The sequence below is a fragment of the Roseateles chitinivorans genome (assembly GCF_002761755.1).
Classification (GTDB): Bacteria; Pseudomonadota; Gammaproteobacteria; order Burkholderiales; family Burkholderiaceae_C; genus Roseateles; species Roseateles chitinivorans.
Genome location: NZ_PEOG01000033.1, coordinates 36,990 through 60,019, shown reverse-complemented (window position 1 = coordinate 60,019; position 23,030 = coordinate 36,990). Strand labels below are relative to the sequence as shown.

At 69.9% G+C, this 23,030-nt stretch carries 22 protein-coding genes, 1 tRNA gene and 2 pseudogenes; 9 read left to right on the top strand and 16 right to left on the bottom strand.

Annotated features, from left to right (window positions below):
• The first annotated feature begins 171 nt into the window (after window positions 1-171).
• The 5 genes and pseudogenes from modA (at window position 172) to CS062_RS13675 (ending at window position 6,047) form a co-directional block, all read left to right on the top strand.
• Window positions 172-951: a molybdate ABC transporter substrate-binding protein gene (gene modA, locus CS062_RS13695; protein ID WP_099862175.1), complete on the top strand. Its 780-nt coding sequence runs from the start codon at window positions 172-174 to the stop codon at window positions 949-951.
• 21 nt (window positions 952-972) lie between these two features.
• Complete coding sequence (gene modB, locus CS062_RS13690; protein ID WP_099862180.1) at window positions 973-1,641, top strand: molybdate ABC transporter permease subunit; 669 nt, start codon at window positions 973-975, stop codon at window positions 1,639-1,641.
• Window positions 1,638-2,333: an ABC transporter ATP-binding protein gene (locus tag CS062_RS13685; protein WP_099862174.1), complete on the top strand. Its 696-nt coding sequence runs from the start codon at window positions 1,638-1,640 to the stop codon at window positions 2,331-2,333. Before modB ends, CS062_RS13685 begins: the two co-directional genes overlap by 4 nt.
• Window positions 2,334-2,368: 35 nt before the next feature.
• A pseudogene (locus tag CS062_RS27435) lies at window positions 2,369-2,567 on the top strand (patatin-like phospholipase family protein); the annotation flags it as partial.
• A 1,926-nt stretch (window positions 2,568-4,493) separates the two neighbouring features.
• Window positions 4,494-6,047: a methyl-accepting chemotaxis protein gene (locus CS062_RS13675; protein ID WP_199174240.1), complete on the top strand. Its 1,554-nt coding sequence runs from the start codon at window positions 4,494-4,496 to the stop codon at window positions 6,045-6,047.
• Window positions 6,048-6,183: 136 nt separating this feature from the next.
• On the opposite strand, the gene CS062_RS13670 is transcribed toward CS062_RS13675, so the two are convergent.
• Window positions 6,184-6,258 (bottom strand) — tRNA-Arg (locus CS062_RS13670).
• A 285-nt stretch (window positions 6,259-6,543) separates the two neighbouring features.
• Between CS062_RS13670 and CS062_RS13665 the strand changes: the two genes are divergently transcribed.
• Window positions 6,544-7,143: a c-type cytochrome gene (locus CS062_RS13665; protein WP_099862172.1), complete on the top strand. Its 600-nt coding sequence runs from the start codon at window positions 6,544-6,546 to the stop codon at window positions 7,141-7,143.
• A gap of 63 nt (window positions 7,144-7,206) precedes the next feature.
• Here CS062_RS13665 and CS062_RS13660 read toward each other — a convergent pair whose 3' ends face one another.
• The 10 genes from CS062_RS13660 to CS062_RS13615 form a co-directional block, all read right to left on the bottom strand.
• Complete coding sequence (locus tag CS062_RS13660) at window positions 7,207-7,746, bottom strand: DUF2946 family protein (protein ID WP_099862171.1); 540 nt, start codon at window positions 7,744-7,746, stop codon at window positions 7,207-7,209.
• A gap of 30 nt (window positions 7,747-7,776) precedes the next feature.
• Window positions 7,777-8,793 carry a YheT family hydrolase gene (locus tag CS062_RS13655; protein ID WP_099862170.1) on the bottom strand — a complete coding sequence of 339 codons (1,017 nt, stop codon included), beginning with the start codon at window positions 8,791-8,793 and terminating at the stop codon, window positions 7,777-7,779.
• Between the two features lie 13 nt (window positions 8,794-8,806).
• On the bottom strand, window positions 8,807-9,268 hold the full coding sequence (locus CS062_RS13650) for a YybH family protein (RefSeq protein WP_091729141.1): 462 nt from the start codon (window positions 9,266-9,268) through the stop codon (window positions 8,807-8,809).
• 67 nt (window positions 9,269-9,335) lie between these two features.
• The gene (locus tag CS062_RS13645; protein WP_099862169.1) at window positions 9,336-9,551 is read right to left on the bottom strand and encodes a zinc-finger domain-containing protein; all 216 of its coding nucleotides are present in this window, start codon (window positions 9,549-9,551) and stop codon (window positions 9,336-9,338) included.
• A 54-nt stretch (window positions 9,552-9,605) separates the two neighbouring features.
• Window positions 9,606-10,529, bottom strand: coding sequence for a branched-chain amino acid transaminase (locus tag CS062_RS13640; protein WP_099862168.1), 924 nt, complete (start codon window positions 10,527-10,529; stop codon window positions 9,606-9,608).
• A gap of 51 nt (window positions 10,530-10,580) precedes the next feature.
• Window positions 10,581-10,994: a hypothetical protein gene (locus tag CS062_RS13635; protein ID WP_099862167.1), complete on the bottom strand. Its 414-nt coding sequence runs from the start codon at window positions 10,992-10,994 to the stop codon at window positions 10,581-10,583.
• A 67-nt stretch (window positions 10,995-11,061) separates the two neighbouring features.
• Window positions 11,062-11,454: an antibiotic biosynthesis monooxygenase family protein gene (locus tag CS062_RS13630; protein ID WP_099862166.1), complete on the bottom strand. Its 393-nt coding sequence runs from the start codon at window positions 11,452-11,454 to the stop codon at window positions 11,062-11,064.
• A gap of 127 nt (window positions 11,455-11,581) precedes the next feature.
• Complete coding sequence (gene radA / locus CS062_RS13625; protein WP_099862165.1) at window positions 11,582-12,940, bottom strand: DNA repair protein RadA; 1,359 nt, start codon at window positions 12,938-12,940, stop codon at window positions 11,582-11,584.
• Between the two features lie 80 nt (window positions 12,941-13,020).
• Entirely contained in the window at window positions 13,021-13,878 is an 858-nt protein-coding gene (locus CS062_RS13620) for a hypothetical protein (protein ID WP_099862164.1), read from the bottom strand.
• A gap of 76 nt (window positions 13,879-13,954) precedes the next feature.
• Entirely contained in the window at window positions 13,955-15,430 is a 1,476-nt protein-coding gene (locus tag CS062_RS13615) for a sodium:solute symporter (protein WP_099862163.1), read from the bottom strand.
• Between the two features lie 149 nt (window positions 15,431-15,579).
• On the opposite strand from CS062_RS13615, the gene CS062_RS13610 reads away from it, so the two are divergent.
• Window positions 15,580-16,212 (top strand): LysE family transporter, encoded by a 633-nt coding sequence (locus CS062_RS13610; protein WP_099862162.1) that lies wholly within the window; start codon window positions 15,580-15,582, stop codon window positions 16,210-16,212.
• 156 nt (window positions 16,213-16,368) lie between these two features.
• Window positions 16,369-17,253 (top strand): DMT family transporter, encoded by an 885-nt coding sequence (locus tag CS062_RS13605; protein ID WP_158238786.1) that lies wholly within the window; start codon window positions 16,369-16,371, stop codon window positions 17,251-17,253.
• A gap of 31 nt (window positions 17,254-17,284) precedes the next feature.
• Here CS062_RS13605 and CS062_RS26925 read toward each other — a convergent pair whose 3' ends face one another.
• The 5 genes and pseudogenes from CS062_RS26925 to alr all read right to left on the bottom strand — a co-directional run bounded on the left by CS062_RS26925 (window position 17,285) and on the right by alr (window position 21,511).
• Window positions 17,285-18,142 (bottom strand): PEP-CTERM sorting domain-containing protein, encoded by an 858-nt coding sequence (locus CS062_RS26925; protein ID WP_233218052.1) that lies wholly within the window; start codon window positions 18,140-18,142, stop codon window positions 17,285-17,287.
• A gap of 64 nt (window positions 18,143-18,206) precedes the next feature.
• Window positions 18,207-18,338, bottom strand: a pseudogene (locus CS062_RS27430) (PEPxxWA-CTERM sorting domain-containing protein); the annotation flags it as partial.
• An 841-nt stretch (window positions 18,339-19,179) separates the two neighbouring features.
• Window positions 19,180-19,947 carry a hypothetical protein gene (locus CS062_RS13590; RefSeq protein WP_099862160.1) on the bottom strand — a complete coding sequence of 256 codons (768 nt, stop codon included), beginning with the start codon at window positions 19,945-19,947 and terminating at the stop codon, window positions 19,180-19,182.
• Between the two features lie 21 nt (window positions 19,948-19,968).
• Window positions 19,969-20,376, bottom strand: coding sequence for an alternative ribosome rescue aminoacyl-tRNA hydrolase ArfB (gene arfB / locus CS062_RS13585; protein WP_099862159.1), 408 nt, complete (start codon window positions 20,374-20,376; stop codon window positions 19,969-19,971).
• Between the two features lie 31 nt (window positions 20,377-20,407).
• Entirely contained in the window at window positions 20,408-21,511 is a 1,104-nt protein-coding gene (gene alr, locus CS062_RS13580) for an alanine racemase (protein WP_099862158.1), read from the bottom strand.
• Window positions 21,512-21,730: 219 nt separating this feature from the next.
• On the opposite strand from alr, the gene lplT reads away from it, so the two are divergent.
• Window positions 21,731-23,008, top strand: a complete 1,278-nt coding sequence (gene lplT, locus CS062_RS13575; RefSeq protein WP_091729106.1) for a lysophospholipid transporter LplT — start codon at window positions 21,731-21,733, stop codon at window positions 23,006-23,008.
• Window positions 23,009-23,030: the final 22 nt, after the last annotated feature.

Here is a 23,030-nt window from a genome sequence, read left to right as displayed (position 1 = left end):
CTCCTCGCTCAAGCGCCTCCGCACGCTCGGCAATCGCTCGGAGGGGCACCGGCGCCGCCAGCGTCGAGACACCGAGGACGGTCGCTAGAGGGGGCGGTGCGGGCGATGGGGGCGTCATATCCTGGGATATATTGCGCAGCTCGTTCTTTCGACGCTCCAGCTGGGATTGCCATGCGCTTGAAACCGTTCCGGATCGCCCGATGGGTCGCCGCGTCAGGCATCGCATTGAGCTTTGCGCTGATGGGCGCGGGTGTGGCGCATGCGGCGGACGTCACCGTCTCCGCGGCAGCCAGCTTGAGCAATGCGTTCAAGGAACTGGCGCCAGCCTTCGAGGCGGCGCATCCGGGTACGAAGCTCCAGTTCAACTTCGCCGCGTCGGATGCGCTGCTGGCGCAGATCACCAAGGGCGCGCCGGTGGACGTCTTCGCCTCCGCGGACCAGGAGACGATGGACAAGGCCCAGCAGCAGAACCTGCTCGTCGACGGCACGCGGCGCAACTTCGTCAGCAACACCCTGGTGGTGATCACGCCGGCTGAAGGCGGCGTGGCGCTGAAGGGCCTGGCCGACCTGCAGCGGCCCGCGGTGAAGCGCATCGCGATCGGCAGGCCCGAGGGCGTGCCGGCCGGCCGCTATGCCAAGGGCGCGCTGGAGAAGGCCGGACTCTGGACGACCATCGAGCCCAAGGCGGTCTTCGCGCAGAACGTGCGGCAGGCGCTGGACTACGTCTCGCGCGGCGAGACCGAGGCCGGCTTCGTCTACGCGACCGACGCGCTGGTGTTCAAGGACAAGGTGCGCCTCCTGTTCAGCGTGCCCACGCCAGCACCGATCTCCTATCCGATCGCGGTCACCCGCGGTGGCACGAACGTCGACGGCGGCAGGCGCTTCCTGGACTTCGTCGCCTCGGCGGCGGGTCAGGCGGTGCTCGCCAGGCACGGCTTCCAGAAGCCCTGATTGCCAGAGAGCAAGGCGCACGTGGAACCGGCCTGGATCGCGCTGGCGCTGTCGCTGAAGGTCGCGGGCTGGGCGACGGCGCTCAACCTGCTGCTGGGTGTGGCGGCCGGCTTCGCGCTGGCGCGTTTCCGGTTCCCGGGACGGGAACTGCTGGACGCGCTGTTGACGCTGCCGATGGTGTTGCCGCCGACGGTGCTGGGCTACTACCTGCTGGTGCTGATCGGCAAGCGCGGCTGGCTGGGTGCCTGGTTGTGGGACACCTTCGGCATCAACCTGATCTTCACCTGGCAGGGCGCGGTGATCGCGGCGACGATCGTCGCCTTCCCGCTGGTCATGAAGTCGGCCCGCGCGGCTTTCGAGGGCGTCGATCCGCAGCTCGAGCGCGCCGCCCGCGTGCTCGGCCTGGGCGAGTGGGCGCTGTTCTTCCGCGTCACGTTGCCGATGGCGTGGCGTGGCGTGCTGGCCGGCGTGCTGCTGGCCTTCGCCCGCGCGCTGGGCGAGTTCGGCGCGACGCTGATGGTCGCGGGCAGCATCCCAGGCAAGACGCAGACGCTGTCCGTCGCGGTCTACGAGGCGGTGCAGGCCGGCCAGGACGACACCGCCAACCTGCTGGTGCTGATCGTGTCGCTGACCTGTGTCGCAGTGCTGCTGCTCGCCGGCCGGTTGGCCGGGCCGAGGAGCGGCGCATGAGTTTCGAGGTCCGCATCCGCAAGCGTGTCGAGGGCGGCGGCCGCCGCTTCGAACTCGATGTCGCCTTCGGCACCGACGCCCGCCGCACCGTGATCCACGGGCCGTCGGGCGCCGGCAAGAGCCTGACGCTGCAGGCGATCGCCGGGCTGCTCAAGCCGGACGAGGGCGCGATCCACATCGACGGCCAGCCGGTCTTCGACAGCGCGTCCGGCATCGACGTGCCCGCCCGCGAGCGCCGCCTCGGTTTCCTGTTCCAGGACTACGCGCTGTTTCCGCAGCTGACGGTGCGGCAGAACATCGCCTTCGCGCTCAAGCGCGGCTGGCTGAATCCGTCGCGCCATGAAGGCGGCGAAGCGGTGGACCGCTGGATCCAGGCCTTCGAGCTGGAGCGCGTCGCGCAGCAGCGGCCGCATCAGCTGTCCGGCGGCCAGCGGCAGCGCACCGCGCTCGCCCGCGCGCTGGTCAACGAGCCGCGTGCCCTGCTGCTCGACGAGCCGTTCTCGGCGCTCGATCCGGAGTTGCGCGGTCGGATGCGCGCGGAACTGGACACGCTGCTGGAGCGCATCGGCATGCCGATGCTGATGATCACGCACGATCCGGAGGATGTGGCCTGGTTCGGCGATCGGCGCGTGATGCTGCGCGAAGGCGTGGTCAGGGGCGTGACCTCGTCCGGCGGATCGGCGCGCTCCTGACACCGCTGGCCGCCAAGGCGCCGAGAATCGGCGGCATGCACAGCGACGACAAGCGGCAGCCGGAGGCGGGCGAGGTCAGTCATTGCGACCTCGTCATGAAGGGCGGCGTGACCAGTGGCGTGATCTATCCGCGGCTGGTGGCGGCACTGGCCGACCGATACCGGTTCAAGAACATCGGCGGCACCTCGGCCGGCGCGATCGCGGCTGGAGCGAGCGCGGCGGCGGAGCTCGGCCGCCAGCGCGGCCATGGCGGCGCCTTCGACCAGCTCGCGAAGCTTCCCGAGGAACTGGGCGCCGAGGTGGTCGGGGATCGTGGCCGTCCCGGCCGGAGTCGGTTGTTCACCCTGTTCCAGCCGGTGCCCGCGCTGCGCCGCCATTTCGACGTGATGGCGCGGGCGCTGGGCAAGTCCCGCGGTCAGGCCGTCGCCGCGGTGGTGGGCGGCATGCTCACCCTCCATGCGGGCGCCGCGTTGGCGGTCGCCGCGGGCGGACTGCTGTTGGCCTGGCCGGCGCTCCATCTGCTGATCGCCGAGAGCGGTGCGTCGACGGCCCTTCGCTGGGTGGCTGCGGTGGGTCTGGCCGGCGTCGCCGCGCTGACCGCCGCGACCGCGGTCGGGGTGACGGCCGCGCTGTTCGTCCGGGGGCTGGTGCGCGGGCTGCGCGACAACGGCTACGGCCTGTGCAGCGGCCTGAGCCAACCGGACCAGGGCGGCCGGACCGCGCTCACCGACTGGCTGCACGGCTACTTCAACCAGCTGGCGGGCAAAAGCATCGATGGGCCGCCATTGAGCTTCGGCGATCTGTGGGGGCCGGACCCCGCGACGCGTCGCATCCACCTGGAGGTGATCACCAGCGCGGTGAGCCAGCAGATGGTCTATAGCATCCCGTTCCGGCCGGGGACGCCGATGTTCTATTACGACCCGCAGGAGTGGTCGAGGCTGTTTCCTCCGGCGGTGATGGCGGCGCTGGCGGCGCCGTTCGCCGGCGGCAGCGATGGGCCGGTGATCGAGAACGCACAGGGGCGCGAACTGAGACCGCTGCCCCGGCATGGCGAGCTGCCGGTCGTCGTCGCGATCCGGATGAGCCTGAGCTTCCCGCTGCTGCTGTCGGCGGTGCCGTTGTACGCGGTGGACTGGTCGCGTGCCGCGAACCAGCGGACGCAGGCCGAGGTCCGCGCCGCGGAGACCGCCGAGGCCCGGCGCCGCCTGCGCCTGCGGGCCACGCGGATCTGGTTCTCCGACGGCGGCATCGGCAGCAACATGCCGCTGCATCTCTTCGATGCGATGCTGCCGCGGCATCCGACCTTCGCGGTCAACCTGAAGCCGCCGCATCCGGACCATCGCATCCGGCCCGCCGACGCGGGCAACGATGGCGGGCGCATCTACCTGCCCGAGGACGATCGCGGCGGCCGGCTGCGCTACTGGCCGGAGCCGGACCTGGTCCCTGACTGGGAAGAGCGCGCGGCGGCCGCGCGCGAGAAGACGCCGCTGGCGGGGCTGGCGGGTTTCCTCTGGAGCATCGTCGGGACGATGCAGAACTGGCGCGACGAGATCCTGTTCCCGACGCCCGGCTTCCGCGACCGCATCGTGCAGATCAGCCAGAAGCCCGACGAGGGCGGGCTCAACCTGACGATGGCGTCCAGCACGATCGCGACCCTGGCAGACGCGGGCGGCCTGGCGGCGCAACGCCTGATCGCGCGTTTCCATCCGCTGGGGGCGGAAGGCGGCGCGGGCTGGGACGACCATCGCCGCGCGCGACTCACGACCTTCCTCGGCGTGATGCAGCCGGCGACGCTGGAGGTGGTGGCGGCGGCTGGCGTGCCGGCGGACTGGCTGGTGCTGCTGGAAGACGATTCGCGCTATCGGCGCTCGTCGGCCATGCGGGCGGAGGCGGCCCGCTTCCTCACCGGTCTGCAGGCGCTGGGCGCCGCCGTGCCGCTGAAGCAGTCGGGACTGCCGCGCACGCTGGACGTCGGAGCGCTCAAGCCGGTGCCGCAGGTGCGCCTCGTGCCACGCGTCTGAGTGACAGCCGCCCCGGCCCACCGGAGCGAAGGGTCGGGCCGCCTTAACGCCGGCCGGAGATCGGTGTACGGTTGCAGGTGCCACATCGTGCCGCGTCGAGGTCCGATCTCCCTTCGGGCCGGCGTCCGAGGAGAACCACATGATGTCCAACACGAACGCCCGGGGGTCCATCGGTCGTCGTCTGGGAATGGTCCAGACCGGCGTCCTGGTGATTGCGCTGATCGGATCGGCGCTGGGGTATTGGGGCCTGAGCCGCGTCGCGGAGCAGACGGCCTCGATGTACACCGATGCGCTCGTCACCGAGCGCGCCGCGTCGGACTGGTACCGCAACGTGTTCAACGGCACGACACGCACCACGGCGATCGCCGTCAGCGCCGACCCGGCCCTGGCGACCTTCTTCACCCAGGCGGCCGCCGAGGCGACCAAGGTCTCGACCGAGCTGCAGCAGCGGCTCGACAAGCTGCTGACGACCCCCGAGGAACGCGCCAGCTTCGACAAGGTGGCCGAGCTGCGCAAGACCTACCTCACGGTGAGGGACGCCATCACCGCGGCGAAGAAGCAGGGCGACATGGCGCAGGCGAGGCAGATCTTCGACGAGCAGTTCCAGAAGGCGTCGAGCGCCTACCTGGAGGGCATCCGCGTCGTGGCGCAGCAGCAGCGCGACCAGCTCGACGAGGCGATCAAGGCGCTGGCCGCGACCAACGAGCGCGCCCGGATCGCGCTGGTGGTGTTCGGGCTGGTGGCGCTCGCGGCGGGCGGCGCGCTCGCGGTGTGGCTGACGCGGTCGATCACCCGGCCGCTGGGCCAGGCGGCGGAAGTGGCCGACGCGATCGCGCGCTTCGACCTGACCGGGCGCATCCAGACCGCCGGCAGCGACGAGACCGCGCAGCTGCTGCGCGCGCTGGACGCGATGCAGGGATCGTTGCTGCGGCTGATCGGCGAGGTGCGCGGCTCGACCGACAGCATCGGCACGGCGAGCGCCGAGATCGCCAGCGGCAACATGGACCTGTCGGCACGCACCGAGCAGACCGCGTCGAACCTGCAGCAGGCGGCGGCCTCGCTGACGCAGCTGACGGGAACCGTGCGTCACACCGCGGATGCGGCCCTGACGGCCAACCAGCTGGCGAGTTCGGCCGCGGAGACGGCGCAACGCGGCGGGTCGGTGATGGGGCAGGTGGTGGCGACGATGGGCGAGATCAGCGACAGCTCGCGGCGCATCGCCGACATCATCGGGGTGATCGACGGGATCGCGTTCCAGACCAACATCCTGGCGCTGAACGCGGCGGTGGAGGCGGCGCGCGCCGGCGAGCAGGGCCGCGGATTCGCGGTGGTGGCCGGCGAGGTGCGCTCGCTCGCGCAGCGCAGCGCGGAGGCGGCCAAGGAGATCAAGTCGCTGATCGCCACGAGCGTGGATCGCGTGGAGTCGGGCGCGCGCCTGGTGACCGACGCGGGGACGACGATGACCGACATCGTGACCAGCGTGCAGCGGGTGACCGACATCATTGCCGAGATCCGCGCGGCCTCGCAGGAGCAGAGCGACGGCATCAACCAGGTGAACGCCGCGGTGGGCCACCTGGATCAGATGACGCAGCAGAACGCGGCGCTGGTGGAGGAGGCCGCCTCGGCGGCGGAAAGCCTCAAGGACCAGTCGCGGCGCCTGTCGGCCGCGATCTCGGTGTTCAGGCTGGCGTGACCGGGCGGGCGCCGAGGGGTGTCGAGCGCGGCGGGACTGCGCTCGACCTGCGCGAGGGAGGACGGCGCAGTCGTCGGGACGGACAGCAATGAAGAAGCCGGTTGCCACGCGTGTGACAACCGGCTTCTCGGTGTTCTGGTGCGACCGGCAAGAATCGAACTTGCGACTAGGCCTTCGGAGGGCCCAATGATATCCACTTCACCACGGTCGCCATGGGAAGCGCGCATTCTAGCCTTGTTCTGGCCCGACTCGCCCCAAGCCGCTTCAACTCGTCGAAACGGAACGATCGCGAACCTGCCGCGCGATCCTCGCGCAACACCTGGCCCGCCCTCGTACCGACCTTGACGAAAGCCCCAGGGTGGGGCGCCGGGGGGCTGGCTATACTGCGCCGATTTGCTGTTCCCCCGTCCGGTTTCCCGAGGGCCGATCAAGCCGCGAAACCCCTGCGAAACACGGACGCGCTTCTGCCGTAGTCGATTCGATTCACGAGGAATTCATGAGCGGAACCCAGGACCACGCCAACGCCCAGGACACGCACGCCGACGGTCACGACGCCCACGAAGGGCCCATCAAGACACCCAAGCAGTTGATCGTCGCGGTCTTCTTCGCGTTCGTGATCCCGATCGTGATCATCGTGATGCTGGCGAACTATGTCTCCAGCGAGGTCAAGCCTGGTGCCGGCGGCACCGGACTCGAGGAGCAGGCGGTCGCCGCCCGCATCCAGCCGGTCGGCTCGATCGAACTCAAGGACCTTGCCAATCCCGCCGCGATGAAGTCCGGCGAGCAGGTCTTCCAGGCGCAGTGCGCCGCCTGCCACGCCACCGGCGCCGCCGGCGCGCCCAAGCTCGGCGACCACGACGCCTGGGGCCCGCGCGTGAAGAGCGGGTTCGACACCCTGGTGCACTCCGCCTTGAAGGGCAAGGGCAACATGGGCCCGCAAGGCGGCGGCGACTTCAGCGACTTCGAGATCTCCCGCGCGGTCGTCTACATGGCCAACCAGGGCGGCGCCAAGTTCGACGAACCCAAGTTGCCCGCTGCGGCCGCTTCCGGCGCCGATGCAGGCGCTTCGGCACCGGCGAACGCGGCCTCGCAATAAGAGCTCCGCACGGCAACAAGAAAGCCGACCCGCGGGTCGGCTTTTTCACGGCCGGCGTCGGCTTCACCCGTGGGTGACAGCCCCCTTCGGGTCCAGGGGCGACAGCACCACCCCATGACGGGCGACGAGCTCGGCGTGCGTCGCGTTCGTCATCGCCCATCGGCCGGATTCGATCGCGTCGGCCGCCGGTCCCATGTCCTGCGTGTGGACCAGGCCCAGGCCGAGGTCGGTCTCGAGGAACAGCCGATCGGCCTCGTCCAGCACCGCGCCGGTGACCTGCGCCTCGCGGCCGGTGTGGCTCAGCACCCGGCCGTCGGGCTGCAGGCGCCAGATCCAGGGCGCCGCCTCCAGTTGCACGTAGACCCGCTGCGGCCCGTTCTGGAAGAACCACGCGCCCGCGTCGTCGACACCGTAGTTGCGGTCGATGAAGCCGATCAGCTTGTCATGCACGATGCGGCTGCCCTTGACGGCCGGGAACGGGCCCGCCGCCTGGATGCGCTCGTCACGCATGTACCAGTCGCCGCGCGCATCCAATGCCAGCCAGCCGTAGCAGTGCGGCACGTTGGGCCACTTCTTCAGCGCGGCCTCGACGATCGCATCCATGGACGCTCCTTCGGTCGTTGTGCGGGCGGCTCAGAGCCGCATCGCCAGCCAGTCGGTGACCCGCTCGGGCATCGTGCGCACATGGCCCGGCGGGCGGCCTGACGGGAATCCGACATGGCCCCCCTCCCGCGGTTGCCACAGCGTCACATGCGCGCCGACATGGCTCTGCGCCGGCAGGCTGTGGGCCGGCACGAACGGGTCATTGCGCGCGTTCAGCACCAGCGCCGGCACGCGGATGCGCGCCAGGTGCGGCTTGGCCGAGGCGCGCAGCCAGTAATCGTCGACATCGCGGAAGCCGTGCAGCGGGCCGGTGAAGAGGTTGTCGAACTCGTAGAGGTTGCGCACCCGCCGCATCCGCTCGGCGTCGAACAGCCCCGGGTGCTGCTTCAGCTTGCTCATCGCCTTGGGCATCATCGTGCGCAGGAACATGCGGGTGTAGACCAGCTTGTTGAAGCCCTTGCCGATCGCATGGCCGGCGGCGGTCAGGTCCAGCGGCGAGCAGATCGAGCTGACCGCCTTGACGGTGTCCGCAGCCGTCTCGCCCGCTTCCTGCGCCCAGCGCAGCAACGCGTTGCCGCCCAGCGAGACGCCGGCCGCCACCATCGGCCCGCGGTGGGCCGCGCGGAACTGGGCCAGCATCCAGCCGATCTCGACGTAGTCCCCCGAGTGGTAGGCCCGTGGCGCGAGGTTGATCTCCCCCGAGCACCCTCGGAAGTAGGGCATCGCGAAGGCCCAGCCGCGCCGTTGTGCGACGGCGGCGAAGGCCTGCACGTACTGGCTGTCGACCGAGCCCTCCAGCCCGTGGAAGAGCACCAGCAAGGGCCGTTCCGGCCCGGCGGCACTCGGCCCAGCCGCGCCGGCGGGAGGCGGATCGGCCGGACCCGTGGGGTCGATCAGCCACTCGACGTCGATGAAGTCGCCATCCGGCGTGTGCCACCGCTCGCGTCGGAAGCGCGGGGCCATTCCGTCGTAGCGCCGCGCGAACAGCACGGGCCAGATCGTCTGGGCGTGGCCTCCGGGCAACCAGGGAGGCGCCTGGTACTGCATCAGCGGACCTCTCTCAATGCAGGGTGGTCGGCGCGCCCACGGACACGATCGACAGTTCCTGCTTCACGTCCTGCGAGGTGCCGGGGCTGGCGTGGTGCGCCACCAGGCGCCAGCCCAGCGCCGTCTTCAGGTAGACATTCGTCGCGACGACCCAGGCGCTCTGCGTGCCGTCCTCGTCGGTGATCTCGACCCGCTCCAGCACCTGGTGGATCGCCGTGTCGCCGTTGACCAGCCGACGCTGGCACTCGGGATGCACCGGGATCGCGCCGCGGGCGAAGATCTGCTCGAAGCTCGCCCGGATCGCCGCCGCGCCGACGACGCGCGGTCCGCCGGGATGCACGCAGCAGACCTCGTCCTCATCGCCCCAGACGGCCATCAGCCGTTCCAGGTCGCCGGCCTGCAAGGCCTCGTAGAACTGCGCTTCGGTGTCCTCGGGAGAGGCCAGCAGCAGGGCGGTCTGAGGCTTGCGCACCATGGATCTCGTTCCTTGTTCAAGGGAGCGGGCAACGACCGGTTCCCCAAGCGGGGAACGGTCGGGGGGATCAGTGGCCGGAGGGCAGGTGCTCGCCGGCCTTGAGCTTGTACAGCGTGCCGCAATAGGCGCAGGTGCCTTCGCCGCCGTGGCTCAGGTCGATGTAGACGCGCGGGTGGTTGCTCCACAGCGGCATCTTGGGATTCGGGCAGAAGACGACGCCCGGACCTTGCAGGTCCTGCGCGGTGACTTCGACGGTGGCCTTGGGCGTGGTGGTGGTGCTCATGATCTTGTTCTTGCAGGCTGGCGATGGCGGGTGCGTCCGGACCGGGGATCCCGATCAGACCAGCGTCAGCCAGTGGGCGTACTTGGGATTGCGGCCGTTGACGATGTCGAAGAAGGCCGCCTGGATCTTCTCGGTGATCGGGCCGCGGCTGCCGATGCCGATCTCGATGCGGTCGAGCTCGCGGATCGGCGTCACTTCCGCGGCGGTGCCGGTGAAGAAGGCCTCGTCGCAGATGTAGACCTCGTCGCGGGTGATGCGCTTCTCCACGAGCTTCAGGCCCAGGTCCTGGCAGATCGCGAAGATGGTGTTGCGGGTGATGCCGTTGAGCGCGCCGGCCGACAGGTCCGGCGTGTAGACGACGCCGTTCTTGATGATGAAGAGGTTCTCGCCGGCGCCCTCGGACACGAAGCCGGACGCGTCCAGCAGCAGCGCCTCGTCGTAGCCGTCCTCGGTCGCTTCCATGTTGGCCAGGATCGAGTTGGTGTAGTTGGACACCGTCTTGGCCTGCGTCATCGTGATGTTGACGTGGTGGCGGGTGTAGCTGCTGGTCTTGACGCGGATGCCACGCTTGAGGCCTTCCTCGCCCAGGTAGGCCCCCCAGGCCCAGGCCGCGACCATCAGGTGGATCTTGTTGCCCTTGGGGCTGACGCCCAGCTTCTGGCTGCCGATCCAGGTCAGCGGACGCAGGTAGCAGCTGGCCAGGTTGTTCTCACGGACGACCGCCTTCTGCGCTTCCTCGACCTGCTCGATCGAGAACGGGAGCTTCATGCGCAGGATCTTGGCGCTGTTGAACAGGCGTTCGGTGTGCTCGCGCAGCCGGAAGATCGCGGTGCCCTTGTCGGTCTGGTAAGCCCGCACGCCCTCGAAGGCGCCGCAGCCGTAGTGCAGCGTGTGCGTCAGCACATGGATCTTGGCGTCGCGCCAGTCCACCAGCTCGCCGTCCATCCAGATCTTGCCGTCGCGATCGTCCAGAGACATGGGTCTTCCTTTTCGGCCGCGAATCGGCCGGGTGCTGCAAAGTCGTGGATTTTATGCGGCCGGGGTGTCGGACGGGTCTGCCGTGTGCGCCTGGGCGTCCGCGGCGCGGATCAGCGTCCAGTGGGTGACCAGGCTCCGGTCCAGCACCACATCCACCGCGTCGCCGCCGGCGTCGGTCCAGCGGTAGGTGTTCGGGTCGACCTTGACGCCCAGTGAGCCGCACATGCGGATCAGGTCCAGCAGCTTCATGCCGGCATGCAACTTCGAATGGAGCATCACGGCGCTGGCGACATGGCCCAGCGGCGCATTCTGGGCGGTGCGCATGACGCGCATCAGCTGCGAGAACTGCAGCAGCAGGAAGAAGACGACGCAGGACAGGCCCAGGATCGCGCCCTTCCAGCCGAAGAAGACGCTGCCCGCGACGATGGCGGCGAGGGCGAGGAGGATGCCGGCGAGGCGGTTCATGGGAGGGAACTCCGAAGGGGGAAGAAGGTGGGAGGCGGGGGGGAGGGCGAGGCGGCGGCGGGGCGTCTCAGCGTTCGGCGACGGGCACCGGGTCGGCCGGGCCGGCGGATTCGTCCCAGCGGTAATGGCGTTCGACCCTGGCGATGCGCAGCTCGTAATGGCGGTACCAGTCCCGCCGGCCCTGGTCGCGGGCGGCGGTGTGCTCGCTGACCGCGCGCCAGGCGCGGATGTCCTCCAGGCTGCGCCAGTAGGAGACGGTGATGCCCAGGCCATCGGCGCCGCGGCTGCTCTCCACGCCCAGGTAGCCGGGCTGGGCGGCGGCCAGCGCCGCCATGCGTTCGGCCATCGCGCCGTAGCCGTCGTCCGGCGTGGCCTCGGTGCGCTGACTGCAGAAGATCACCGCGTAGTACGGCGGCTGGATCGAGGGCGAGGCAGGCGGCGGGAGTTCGGTGGCGCTCATGGCGGTGGTCCGTGGCGGTGGACGTCGGGCGGAGCGCGCATTGTCGTCGTCCCGTCGCGTCGGCGCCTGCGGCGATTGCGGATGCCGACGCCGGTCCGGCGGGACCGGCGTGGCGTGGCGCGGGCCGTCACATCCCCCGCAGGATCTCGATCGCGTCCTCGATGCGCGCGACCGCGTGCACGGTTAACCCGTCGATCGGCTTCTTGGGGGCGTTGGCCTGCGGCACGACGGCGATCGAGAAGCCCAGCTTGGCCGCCTCCTTCAGCCGCTCCTGGCCGCGCGGCGCGGGGCGCACTTCGCCAGCGAGGCCGACCTCGCCGAAGGCGATGAAGCCCTTGGGCAGCGGCTTTCCGCGCAGCGAGCTCTGGATCGCCAGCAGCACCGCCAGGTCGGCCGCGGGTTCGCTGATGCGCACGCCGCCGACGGCGTTGACGAAGACATCCTGGTCCATCGTCGCCACGCCGGCATGGCGGTGCAGCACGGCCAGCAGCATTGCCAGCCGGTCGCGCTCCAGGCCCACCGAGAGCCGCCGCGGATTGGGTCCGCCGCCGTCCACCAGCGCCTGCAGTTCCACCAGCATCGGCCGGGTGCCTTCCAGCGTGACCAGCACGCAGGAGCCCGGCACCGGGTCGCCATGGGTCGACAGGAAGATGGCGCTCGGGTTGGTCACGCCCTTCAAGCCCTTCTCGGTCATCGCGAAGACGCCGATCTCGTTGACCGCGCCGAAGCGGTTCTTGATCGCGCGCACCAGGCGATAGCTGCTGTGGGTGTCGCCTTCGAAGTACAGGACGGTGTCGACGATGTGCTCCAGCACACGGGGGCCGGCCAGCGCGCCCTCCTTGGTGACATGGCCGACCAGCACCATCGCGCAGCCGCTGGCCTTGGCGGTGCGCGTCAGCTGCGCGGCGCATTCGCGCACCTGCGCCACCGAGCCCGGCGCCGAGGCGAGTTGCTCGGAATAGAGCGTCTGGATCGAATCGATGACGCAGAAGTCGGGGCGCTCGGCCTCCAGGGTCGCGAGGATCTTCTCCAGGCCGATCTCGGCCAGCACCCGGACCTGCGAGCCGTCCAGCCCCAGCCGGCGGGCGCGCATGGCGACCTGCGCGCCGGACTCCTCGCCGGTGACGTACAGCACCTTCATCTGGCGGGACAGCGCCTCGACCGCCTGCAGCAGCAGCGTGGACTTGCCGATGCCCGGGTCGCCGCCGATCAGGACGACGCCGCCGGTGACGATGCCGCCCCCGAGCACCCGGTCGAGTTCCTCGAGCGAGGTCGGCGTGCGGTCGAAGTCGCGGGCCTCGATCTCGGACAGGGTGGCCACCGGCTGGCTGCGGGCGAGCGCCTGGTAGCGGTTCTTGCCGCCGGTGGGCTCGGCGGCGGTCTCGACCAGGGTGTTCCAGGCGCTGCAGGACGGGCAACGGCCCAGCCACTTGGCGCTGGTGGCCCCGCATTCGGAGCAGACGTAATGGGATTTCGGAGCAGCCATGGGGCGTGATTGTCGCCGCCGCTCCGAGGCGCCCTGGTCGACCGTCGTCCGCTCCTGGCAGGAGGGAGTGGGCCGGGCCGTCACCCGACCCGGATCAGCTGCCAGGCGTGGAGCAGCGAACGCGCGTCCGGGATCCAGTGGTCGATGCCGGCACCCACCAGCACGCCCACGACCAGCAGCGCCAGGGCCGGGCCCCAGGTGCGGCGCAGCGCGCATCGCCACCAGCCCTCCTCGCTCATGCGCCGCCAGGCCATGCCGCCGGCGACGCTGGCCAGCGCGACCTCGACGGCCACGGCCAGCAGCACCTCCACGCCGAAGAGCCCGAAGACGCAGACCCCCAGCGCGGTGGCGATGCCCAGGATCAGCATCAGCGGGATCGCGACGACGAGGCCGTCGTCGAGGTCGCCCAGGGCGTCCCCGGCCGAGCCCACTGCGTTCCCGGCGGCCTCGGAGACTGGGGACAAGTCCGAGGGACAAGCTGTGGACAAGGGTGTTGGCAAGTCGGTGGAAAAGGCTGTGGGCGCTTCTATGGAGAAGTCGCCGGAGGCCCCGCCGCCAGCGAAATCGCCGCCTTGTCCGGAATGGAAGGGCGCCGAGGTGGCGCGACGGGCCAGGCCGTCGGTCGCGCGGACGCCGGCGTCGAGCACATCTGGCGTGCCGTCGATCGGCGACTCGCCGCGCAGCAGCGCGGCGGCCCACAGCCGCAGCAGGCCCAGATAAAGCAGATAGCTGCCCGACAGCAGCAGTGCGTAGCGCGCGGCCAGCGACTCGACGCCCAGCACCCGCAGGGCCGCGCCGCCCAGCATCAGCGCGACCAGCATCAATGCCGCGATGAGGAAGACGTGCATCCGCAGCCAGAAGCGCTCGCGCAGGTGGTCCTGCAGCCGTTCGACGTGGCGCCAGCGCGACTGCGGTCGGTGGCCCGTCGAGGCCTTCATTGCGTCGTCCGGGGACCGGGGCGGGAACTGGGGGGCGCGCGGCGTGGGCATGAGGCCGCAGGATAGCGGGCGATGTTTAGCCGGCGACTGCGGATCTCCCGACGCCCCCCATCGAAGGACGCGATCCTGCCCACAATCCCCCGAAGGTCAGCGCGGCGTTGACCAGCAGCAACTCCAGGCCCATCCGGTAGTCGCCGAAGAGGGCGGCCTGATGGGCGTCGACGATCCAGCAGAGCGCCGGGGCCGCCAGGGCGATCCAGGGCAGGACGCCGGCGCGCAGGGTGCGCGATGTCAGGATGCCGAAGGCGAACAGGCCCAGCAGCGGACCGTAGGTGTAGCCGGCCAGCTTCAGGATCAGGTTGACCATGCTGGGGTCGTCCAGCCAGCGGAAGCCCAGCGTCAGCAGCAGGAAGACGGCGGCGTAGCCCAGGTGGACGGCCTTGCGGGTTCGGCGCTTGCGAGCCTCGTCCCAGTCGCGTCGTTCCTGCAGGCCGAGCAGGTCGATGCAGGTGCTGGAGGTCAGCGCGGTGATGGCGCCGTCGGCGCTGGGGAACAGCGCGGAGATCAGCGCGACGACGAAGATCAGCTGCACCCAGGCCGGCAGGTGGTCCATCACGACCGCGGGGAACAGGCGGTCGCCCTGGGCGGCGATGCCCTGCTGGCGCGCGTACAGGCTCAGCAGGCCGCCGAGGAACAGGAACAGCAGCACGACGCCGGTCATGATGGTCGCCATCACCATCATGTTCTTCTGGGCGTCGGCCAGCCGCTTGACGGAGATGTTCTTCTGCATCATTTCCTGGTCCAGGCCGGTCATCGCCACCGCGATCGCCGCGCCGGCCAGCAGCTGCTTGGCCCAGTGGGCGGCGCTCATCGGGTCGGAGACGAAGACCTCGGCCAGCCCGGCGGCACGCATCGCCCGCCAGCCGCCGGCCAGGTCCAGGCCCAGCGCGTGGAGCAGGAAAACCACGCAGATCACCAGGCCGGCGAGCATGCCGGTGGTCTGCAGCGTGTCGGTCCAGACGATGGTCTTGACGCCGCCTTCCAGGGTGTAGAGCAGGATCATCACGAGCACCAGCACGGCGCTGAGCCAGAACGGCATGCCGAACTGGGCCAGCACCAGGTCCTGCAGGATGCGCACGACCAGGTAGAGCCGGGCGGTGGCGCCGAGCGTGCGCGACAGGATGAAGAAGCCCGCGCCAGTGCGATGCGCCGCCACGCCCAGCCGGCTGCCGAGGTAGCGGTAGATCGAGCTCAGCTGGAGCCGGTAGTACAGCGGCAGCAGCACGAAGGCGACCACCGCGTAGCCGGCGAACTGACCCAGCATGATCTGGAAGTAGCCGAACGCACCGGTGCCGACCGAGCCGGGCACGCTGATGAAGGTCACCCCGGAGAGCGAGGTGCCGATCATGCCGAAGGCGACCAGGCCCCAATGGCTGCTGCGGTTGCCGATGAAGAAGCTGTCGTTGTCGGCCCGGCGCGAGGTCCACCACGCCACCGCCAGCAGCAGTGAGAAGTAGGCGGCGATGACGGCGAGCAGGACGGCGGCGGACATGGCGCGGGATTATTGGAGCGTCGCCACCGCGGCCGCATTCCGAATCGGACGGGGGACATAACCGCCCCGCGACCTCCTCGCGTTAACCCTGACCTTCGTCCGCAAGGGGGTGGCGTGCTACAACCTCGGCTCCTTCGAAGGAGTCGATCATGGAGTTGTCAGTCTGGCTGGGGTTCTTCGCGGCCTCCTGGGCCATCAGCCTGTCCCCGGGCGCCGGTGCCATCGCGGCGATGAGCGCCGGACTGAATCACGGCTTCCAGCGCGGCTACTTCATGACCATCGGGCTGATCCTGGGCATCCTGACCCAGATCGTGGTGGTCGGCGCCGGTCTCGGTGCGCTGATCGCGGCCTCCGAGCAGGCCTTCGCCGTGGTGAAGTGGGCGGGCGTGGCCTACCTCGTGTACCTGGGCATCCAGCAATGGCGTTCGCCGGCCCGGCCGCTGGTGGCCGAGCAGGCCGAGGCCAAGCAGGTCTCGCGCCGCGACCTGGTTCTGCGCGGCTGGGCGATCAACGCCGTGAACCCCAAGGGCACGGTCTTCCTGCTGGCCGTGGTGCCGCAATTCCTGAACCTGCACCACAGCCTGACGCAGCAGTACACGGTGATCGGCGCGACGCTGGCCTTCACCGACGCCGTCGTGATGGCCGGCTACACGCTGCTGGCGGCACGGGTGCTGCGGGCGCTGCGCTCGGAGTCGCACCTGAAGGCGATGAACCGGATCTTCGGCTCGCTGTTCGTCGGCGCCGGCGCGCTGCTGGCGACCTTCAAGAAGGCTGCCGACTGAGGGTCGACCGGCCCCGGTTTCCGACGTTCCCCCAGGCGGCCCGAGAAAGGGCCGCCTCCCACCGAAGGCCGCCCCCAAAGGGCGGCCTTGTCGTTTTCCCCGGCCCGCTGAATGCGTCCTCGCGCGGGCGGCCGGTACAGATCGCTGCCGCACATCATGTCCACCGTTTCCGATCGCTGGTTGTTCTGGGGCCCGACGCTGATCTGGGCCAGCACCTGGCACGTGATCCTCTACCAGCTGGGCTCGGGCGTGCCGATCCTGAATTCGGTCGCCTGGCGCTTCGGGCTGGCGGCGCTGATGCTGGCCGGGTTCGCGCGCTGGCAGAAGTGGTCGCTGAAGCTGCCGCTGTCGGCGCACGGGCTGATGCTGGCGACCGGCATCGTGCAGTACAGCGGCAACTACTTCTCCGTCTATGAGGCGGAGCGCCACATCCCCAGCGGACTGGTCGCGGTGCTGTTCTGCCTGATGGTGTTCGGCAATGCCCTGTCCGGGCGGATCTTCTTCGGCCAGCGGGTGACGGGGCGCTTCCTCGCGGCCTCGGCGGGTGCGGTCGCGGGCGTGGTGATGATCTTCTGGCCGGAGATCGCCTCGACCGGCGCCCGCCCGACGGCGGCCTACGGCCTGGCGATCGGCCTGGCGGCGGTGCTGGCCGCCTGCATCGGCAACGTGCTGACGCTGACCTTGACCCGGCGCGGACTGCCGCTGGTGCCGGTGCTCGCCTGGAGCATGGGGTACGGCGCGGTCTTCCTGCTGGCGGCCTCGGTGGCGACGGGCCAGGGCCTGAATTTCGCCTGGACCGCGTCCTACCTGCTGAGCCTGCTCTACCTGGCGGTGTTCGGCTCGGTGATCGCCTTCGTCCTGTACTTCAAGCTGGCGCAGCGCCAGGGCACGGCACGCGCGGCGCTGACCGGGGTGGTGATCCCGGTGATCGCGCTGGGGATCTCCGCGATCTTCGAAGGCTGGCGGCCGACACTGCTGGCGCTGGTCGGCATGGTGCTGTGCCTGGGCAGCATCTACGCGGCGACGCGGCCGCAGCGCTGAATTCGACCGCCGTCGGGCCCGCTGGAGGACCTCAGGACTTGAGCGCGGCGCCAGCCCCGCGCCGGCGCGCCACCGCGCCGATCGCGGCGACGCCGGCCAGTATCAGCGCGTAGGTCGACGGTTCCGGCACGGCGGCGGCGACCTCCGTGATCGACACGAGGCGGCCCACGCCATCGACCCGGACACCGCTGGACAGTCCGTTCCGCGACAAGGTCGAGTCGAACCACTGCAGCTGGACGCACTGCTGGCACCGGGTGCCCTGCTGGAGCATGTCCAGGAAGTAGGCGAGCGGCTCACGATCGTCGTAGCGGTCGGCCGAGGCCGCGGAAAAGGGGCTCCGCCCGCTCAGCGCGACGAAATTCTGGAACCCCGCACCGGAGGCGTCCTGCCAGATCTCGGTGCTGAGCAAGCTCCATCCTTCGGAAGCGCCAAGCACCTGCTGGTTGTCGGTCCAGGAGCGGACATTGCGACTTCGCGTTGCCGAGGTGTAGACCGTGTGCGTGACCCCCGCGGCGCCGTCGAAAGTGTTTGGCGAGGCGGAGGGCAGCGCGGGGATCTGGGCTGCCGCGGCGTCGTTCGTCGCCCAGTCGGCATAACGCTCCGTCGCCCAACGTGAGTCGTAGCTGCGGCCGGAGTTCGGGTCGGTCGATACATGGTGGACGGTGGAGAAGCCCGGTCGCCCGGGTGTCGCGCCGATCTCGAAGGTGAGGCTCATCGAAAAGGACTGGCCCTGGAGAGGCAGGTCCTGCATGAAGCCGGCGCAGTCGACGGACTCCGGCGGGCAATCCACCCTCTGGGTGCCAGAACGCAGCGTGCCCTCGAAGTCGACCTTGTAGGTCGCGGCCATCGCCGCCGTCTGGCCCAAGCCGGCGCAGAGCGCGAAGGCCATCCAATGCTTCTTCATGAGTTCGTTCCTGTCGTCTTGATCGATGTCGGCGCGCAGAAGGTGGTTGTCAGTTCGACGTGCGCCGCCGCCGGGCGGCCCAGCCGATCGCGGCGAGGCCCGTCAGCATCAGCGCATAGGTCGACGGCTCGGGCACCGCCGAGGCGTCGAGCTGACGCAGGCTGAAGGCGCCCACGGTCCCGTGGTAGAGGTAGTCGTCGTAGGGGCCATAGAGCCCCGCCACGTCGCGCACCGTCGCGAGCACGGTCTGCGTGCAGCCTTGGCACCAGAAGTCCTGGTTCATGCGCGAGATGAACTGGCTCACCGAGATCGGCTGGCTCAGGTTCTGGTGCGTCAGCGCGGCCGGCATGTCCTGCATGAGCTGGAACATCAACCCGAGGTCGTGGCCCTCCGCCGTCCGCCAGGTGAGGTATTCGGAGATCCCCCACATGTCGGAGCGGCGCTCCGTGCCGGGGGTGTCCAGGTAGCTGGCGATCTCGCGGGTGAAGAAGCTGCTGACGAACGGGGCAGCCACAGCGCCCGGCGTGGCCAGGCCCGCCTGCGTCAGGATCGCGGCCGGGAGATCGGATCCGTGCAGGCTCGGCGAGAGCGTGGAATCGCCCATGAACTGGTTGAACACCTCATACCGCATCGGGCGTCCGTCCCAGTCGGTCGCGGCGTCCGTCACATAGCTGTAGCTCCGTCCGAATGCCGGGCCGCCGATCTCGAACACGACCGACCGGGTGAAGCTGATCGGCGCTACCGGTGACAGCGCCTGCCCGCCATCGCAGACGATCGTGCCGAGATCCTGGCAGCCGAGCGACGACTGCATCCGCGTCAGCGTGCCGGTGTACGTGAGCTCGAAGCGCTCCGCCTGCGCGGGCGCGGCGATCAAGGCGGCCAGCGCCGCCGCGGCGAGCATCCGCCCGCCCATCTTCTTGTGCATGAGGTCCCTCCCGAACCGGGGGGATTCTCTTCGTGTCAGATTTGCAAAGCCGCCGATCACCCCCCGCATCTGGAGGGGCTGTTCGCGCGTCGTTTTGTTACTTCACCCAGCCGATCTCCGCCGCCGTGGCCGGCCCGACGACCGTCTCGCCGAGGTTCGCGGGAATCCGCGCCTCACCCTCCCGTACCGGGATGCGACCGGCCATCAGTTCCGCGGCGGACTGCGGATAGCGCGGCTCCTGCCGCGGCGCCGCGTAGCCGTCCGGGAACACCGGTGCCAGCGTCGAGCGGTCGTACTTGTCGGTCGCGCCGAAGGTGTGCAGCGCCTCATGCGCGATCACCACTTCGTTCTGCGCCTGCTGGCCGCGGGCGGCGAAGAGATGCACCAGGCCCAGCCGCCCCTTCTCCAGCCCGATCGAGTGCGGCAGCGCGCCGGCGTAGTCCGGCGGGTGATACATCAGGAACAGCTTCACGTCAGGCACCGGCGAGCTCGCCGGCGTCTGGCGCCACGCCCACCAGCGCATTTGCAGGCTCCAGGCGATCGCCGACAGCGGATTGGCGCTGGTCGGTGCCGGCGGCGGGGCGATCCGCACGCGCTTGCCCAGCACCACCCGCACCGGCTGCGACAGCGGCAGGCCGTAGCGGCGCGCCTCGTCCTGGAAGTAGGGCGCCAGCCGCGCGAAGGCCGACTCGTCCAAGCGGCCCAGGTAGGCCTCGGTCTCGGCGTCGCCGTCGGCGCTGATCGGATACAGCGTCACCACCTGCGGCCGCTTCCATGACTGCGCCTGCCAGCGGCCGACCAGTGTCGTGCCCGCCACCGTCACCAGGATCCCCAGCAGGACCAGGATGCGGAGTGCCTTGAACATGTCTTCTCCCTCGTGATCGGCTCAGTCGACGCGCACCTTGCCGCGCCCGGCCTTGATGTCGCCGCGCTGGGACTTGGCCTCCAGCCGGCGCTTCTGCGAGCCGTGGGTCGGCCGCGTCGGTCGTCGCATCTTGGGCGTGTGCGCCACGCTCTGCGCCAGGGCGATCAGCCGCGCGATCGCGTCGGCCCGGTTCTGCTCCTGGCTGCGGGACTCCTGCGCCTTGATGACGACGACGCCCTCGGCGGTGATGCGCTGGTCGCTCAGCGCCAGCAGCCGTTCCTTGATCACCGCCGGCAGCGTCGAGCGCCGGATGTCGAAGCGCAGGTGGACCGCGCTGCTGACCTTGTTGACGTTCTGCCCGCCCGGGCCACTGGCGCGGATCGCGGAGATCTCCAGCTCCCAGTCGGCCGGCGTCCAGTCCAGGTGCATGGCGCCGACGCGGCCGGACGCTGGCCGGGCTTCAGCCCAGCGTCTCCACATGCACCGGCACGCGCCGGGCCAGCGCGCACATCAGCTCGTAGCCGATGGTGCCGGCGGCGCGCGCCACCTCGTCGATCGGCAGCACCGCGCCCTGCGGGCCCTGGCCCCACAGCGTGACCTCGCTGCCGATGCCCTCGGCCGGCAGGTCCGTCAGGTCGACCGCCAGCATGTCCATCGACACGCGCCCGATCGTCGTGCTGCGCTGGCCGCCGACCAGCACCGGCGTGCCGTGCGGCGCGTGGCGCGGGTAGCCGTCGGCGTAGCCGCAGGCCACGGTGCCGATGCGCATCGCGCGCTGCGCCACGAAGCTGCTGCCGTAGCCGACGCTGTCACCCTCGCGCAGATGCTGCACCGCCAGCACCTTGGCGCGCAGCGTCATCGTGGGCTTCAGGTCCCAGTGCGCGATGTCGTGCTCGGGAAAGTCCGGCGCGCTGCCGTAGGTCATGATCCCCGAGCGCACCCAGTCGGCGCGCACCGCCGGGTCCTGGCTGTGGCGCAGGATCGCGGCGCTGTTGCTCAGGGAGCGGGCGCCCGGCAGATCGGCCGTCGCCTCCTTGAAGACCGCCGTCTGGTGCGCGATGCCGCGCGGGCCGTCGGCGTCCGAGAAATGCGTCATCAGCGAGATCTCGTCGACCTGCGGCAGCGCATTCAGTCGCGTCCAGGCGCCGCGGAAGGCGCTCGGCGTGAAGCCCAGCCGGTTCATGCCGCTGTTGAGCTTGAGGAACACCCGGTGCGGCTCGTGCGTCTTGTGCATCGCCAGCCAGTCCACCTGCTGCTCATGGTGGACGGCATGCCAGAGCTTGAGCCGCGAACACAGTTCCAGGTCGCGCGTCTCGAAGCAGCCTTCCAGCAACAGGATCGGGCCGCGCCAGCCGAGATCGCGCACCCGCTGGGCCTCGTCCAGGTCCAGCAGCGCGAAGCCGTCGGCGGCGCGCAGCGCGTCGAACACGCGCTCGATCCCGTGGCCGTAGGCGTTGGCCTTGACGACGGCGAAGACCTGCGCATCCGGCGCGCAGGCTCGGGCACGGGCAATGTTGTGGGCCAGCGCGGGCTGGTGGACGATGGCTTCGATCGGACGCGGCATGGGTCGGCATTGTGCCGCGCATGAACGGTTTCACGCTCCGGGGCGGTGCGAGGGGGGAGACGCCGGAAGGGTCGGAAAAGCGGTGCGAAATAGCACAGAGCCGCTGTCCCGGGAAGGTCTGTTACGAAAACGAGCGCGTGCTATAAACCCGCCGCAGCGCTGCCTTTCCCCACCCCGTGGACCCAGCGTGATCACCGCAGTTCCAGGTATGCCGGGTCGATGAAAAAAGGCTTCTACACCATCATGTCAGCGCAGTTCTTCAGCTCGCTGGCTGATAACGCGCTGTTCGTCGCCGCCGTGGAACTGCTCCGCACCAGTGGGGCCGCCGAATGGCAACGCGCCGCGCTGGTGCCGATGTTCGCGCTGTTCTACGTGGTGCTCGCGCCCTTCGTCGGTGCCTTCGCCGACGCGGTCCCCAAGGGCAAGGTCATGTTCATCTCCAACACCATCAAGGTGCTGGGCTGCCTGAGCATGCTGGTGGGCGTCCATCCGCTGATCGCCTACGCGATCGTGGGCCTGGGTGCCGCCGCCTATTCGCCGGCCAAGTACGGCATCCTGACCGAGCTCCTGCCGCCGTCCCAGCTGGTCAAGGCCAATGGCTGGATCGAGGGCCTGACCATCGCCTCCATCATCCTGGGCGCCGTCTTCGGCGGGCAACTGATCGGCGCCAAGGCCTCGGCAGTGCTGCTGGCGATCGACGTCCCCTTCATCGACACCGGCATCGACACGCCGCCGGAGGCCGCCATCGCCTTCATGGTGGTGCTGTACTTCATCGCGGCGCTCTTCAACCTGCGCATCCCCCGCACGGAGGCCCCCCTCCAGCCGATCGCCCACAGCGCGACCGACCTGGTGCGCGAATTCGCCGCCTGCAACTCGCGGCTGTGGCAGGACAAGCTGGGCCAGATCTCGCTGGGCATGACGACGCTGTTCTGGGGCGTGTCGGGCAACATGCGCTACATCGTCTTCGCCTGGGCCGCCGCGGCGCTGGGCTACGGCACGACGCAGGCGTCGGCGCTGGCCGGCGTGGTGGCGATCGGCACGGCCGTCGGCGCAGTGGTCGCCTCGGTGGCGGTGCGGCTGGACAAGGCCACCAGCGTCATCCCGCTGGGCATCGGCATGGGCCTCCTGATGCTGGTGCTGAACTTCATCGACAACCTCTACCTGGCCATCCCGTTCCTGATCCTGCTGGGCGGCATCGGCGGCTACCTGGTGGTGCCGATGAACGCGCTGCTGCAGCACCGCGGGCACAACCTGATGGGCGCCGGACGTTCGATCGCCGTGCAGAACTTCAATGAGCAGGCCTGCATCCTCGGCCTGGGCGCGCTGTACACGATGCTGACCCGCTTCGGCACCTCGGCCTTCGGCTCGATCACGATCTTCGGCCTGCTGGTCGCCGGGATCATGTGGGTGGTCGGGCGCTGGCATGCGCACAACAAGCGCGAGCACACCGAAGAGCTCGAGCGTCTGCTCGCCATCGCCCGCAGCGACAAGCATTGAGGCCGGACGGGCCGCTCTCCCC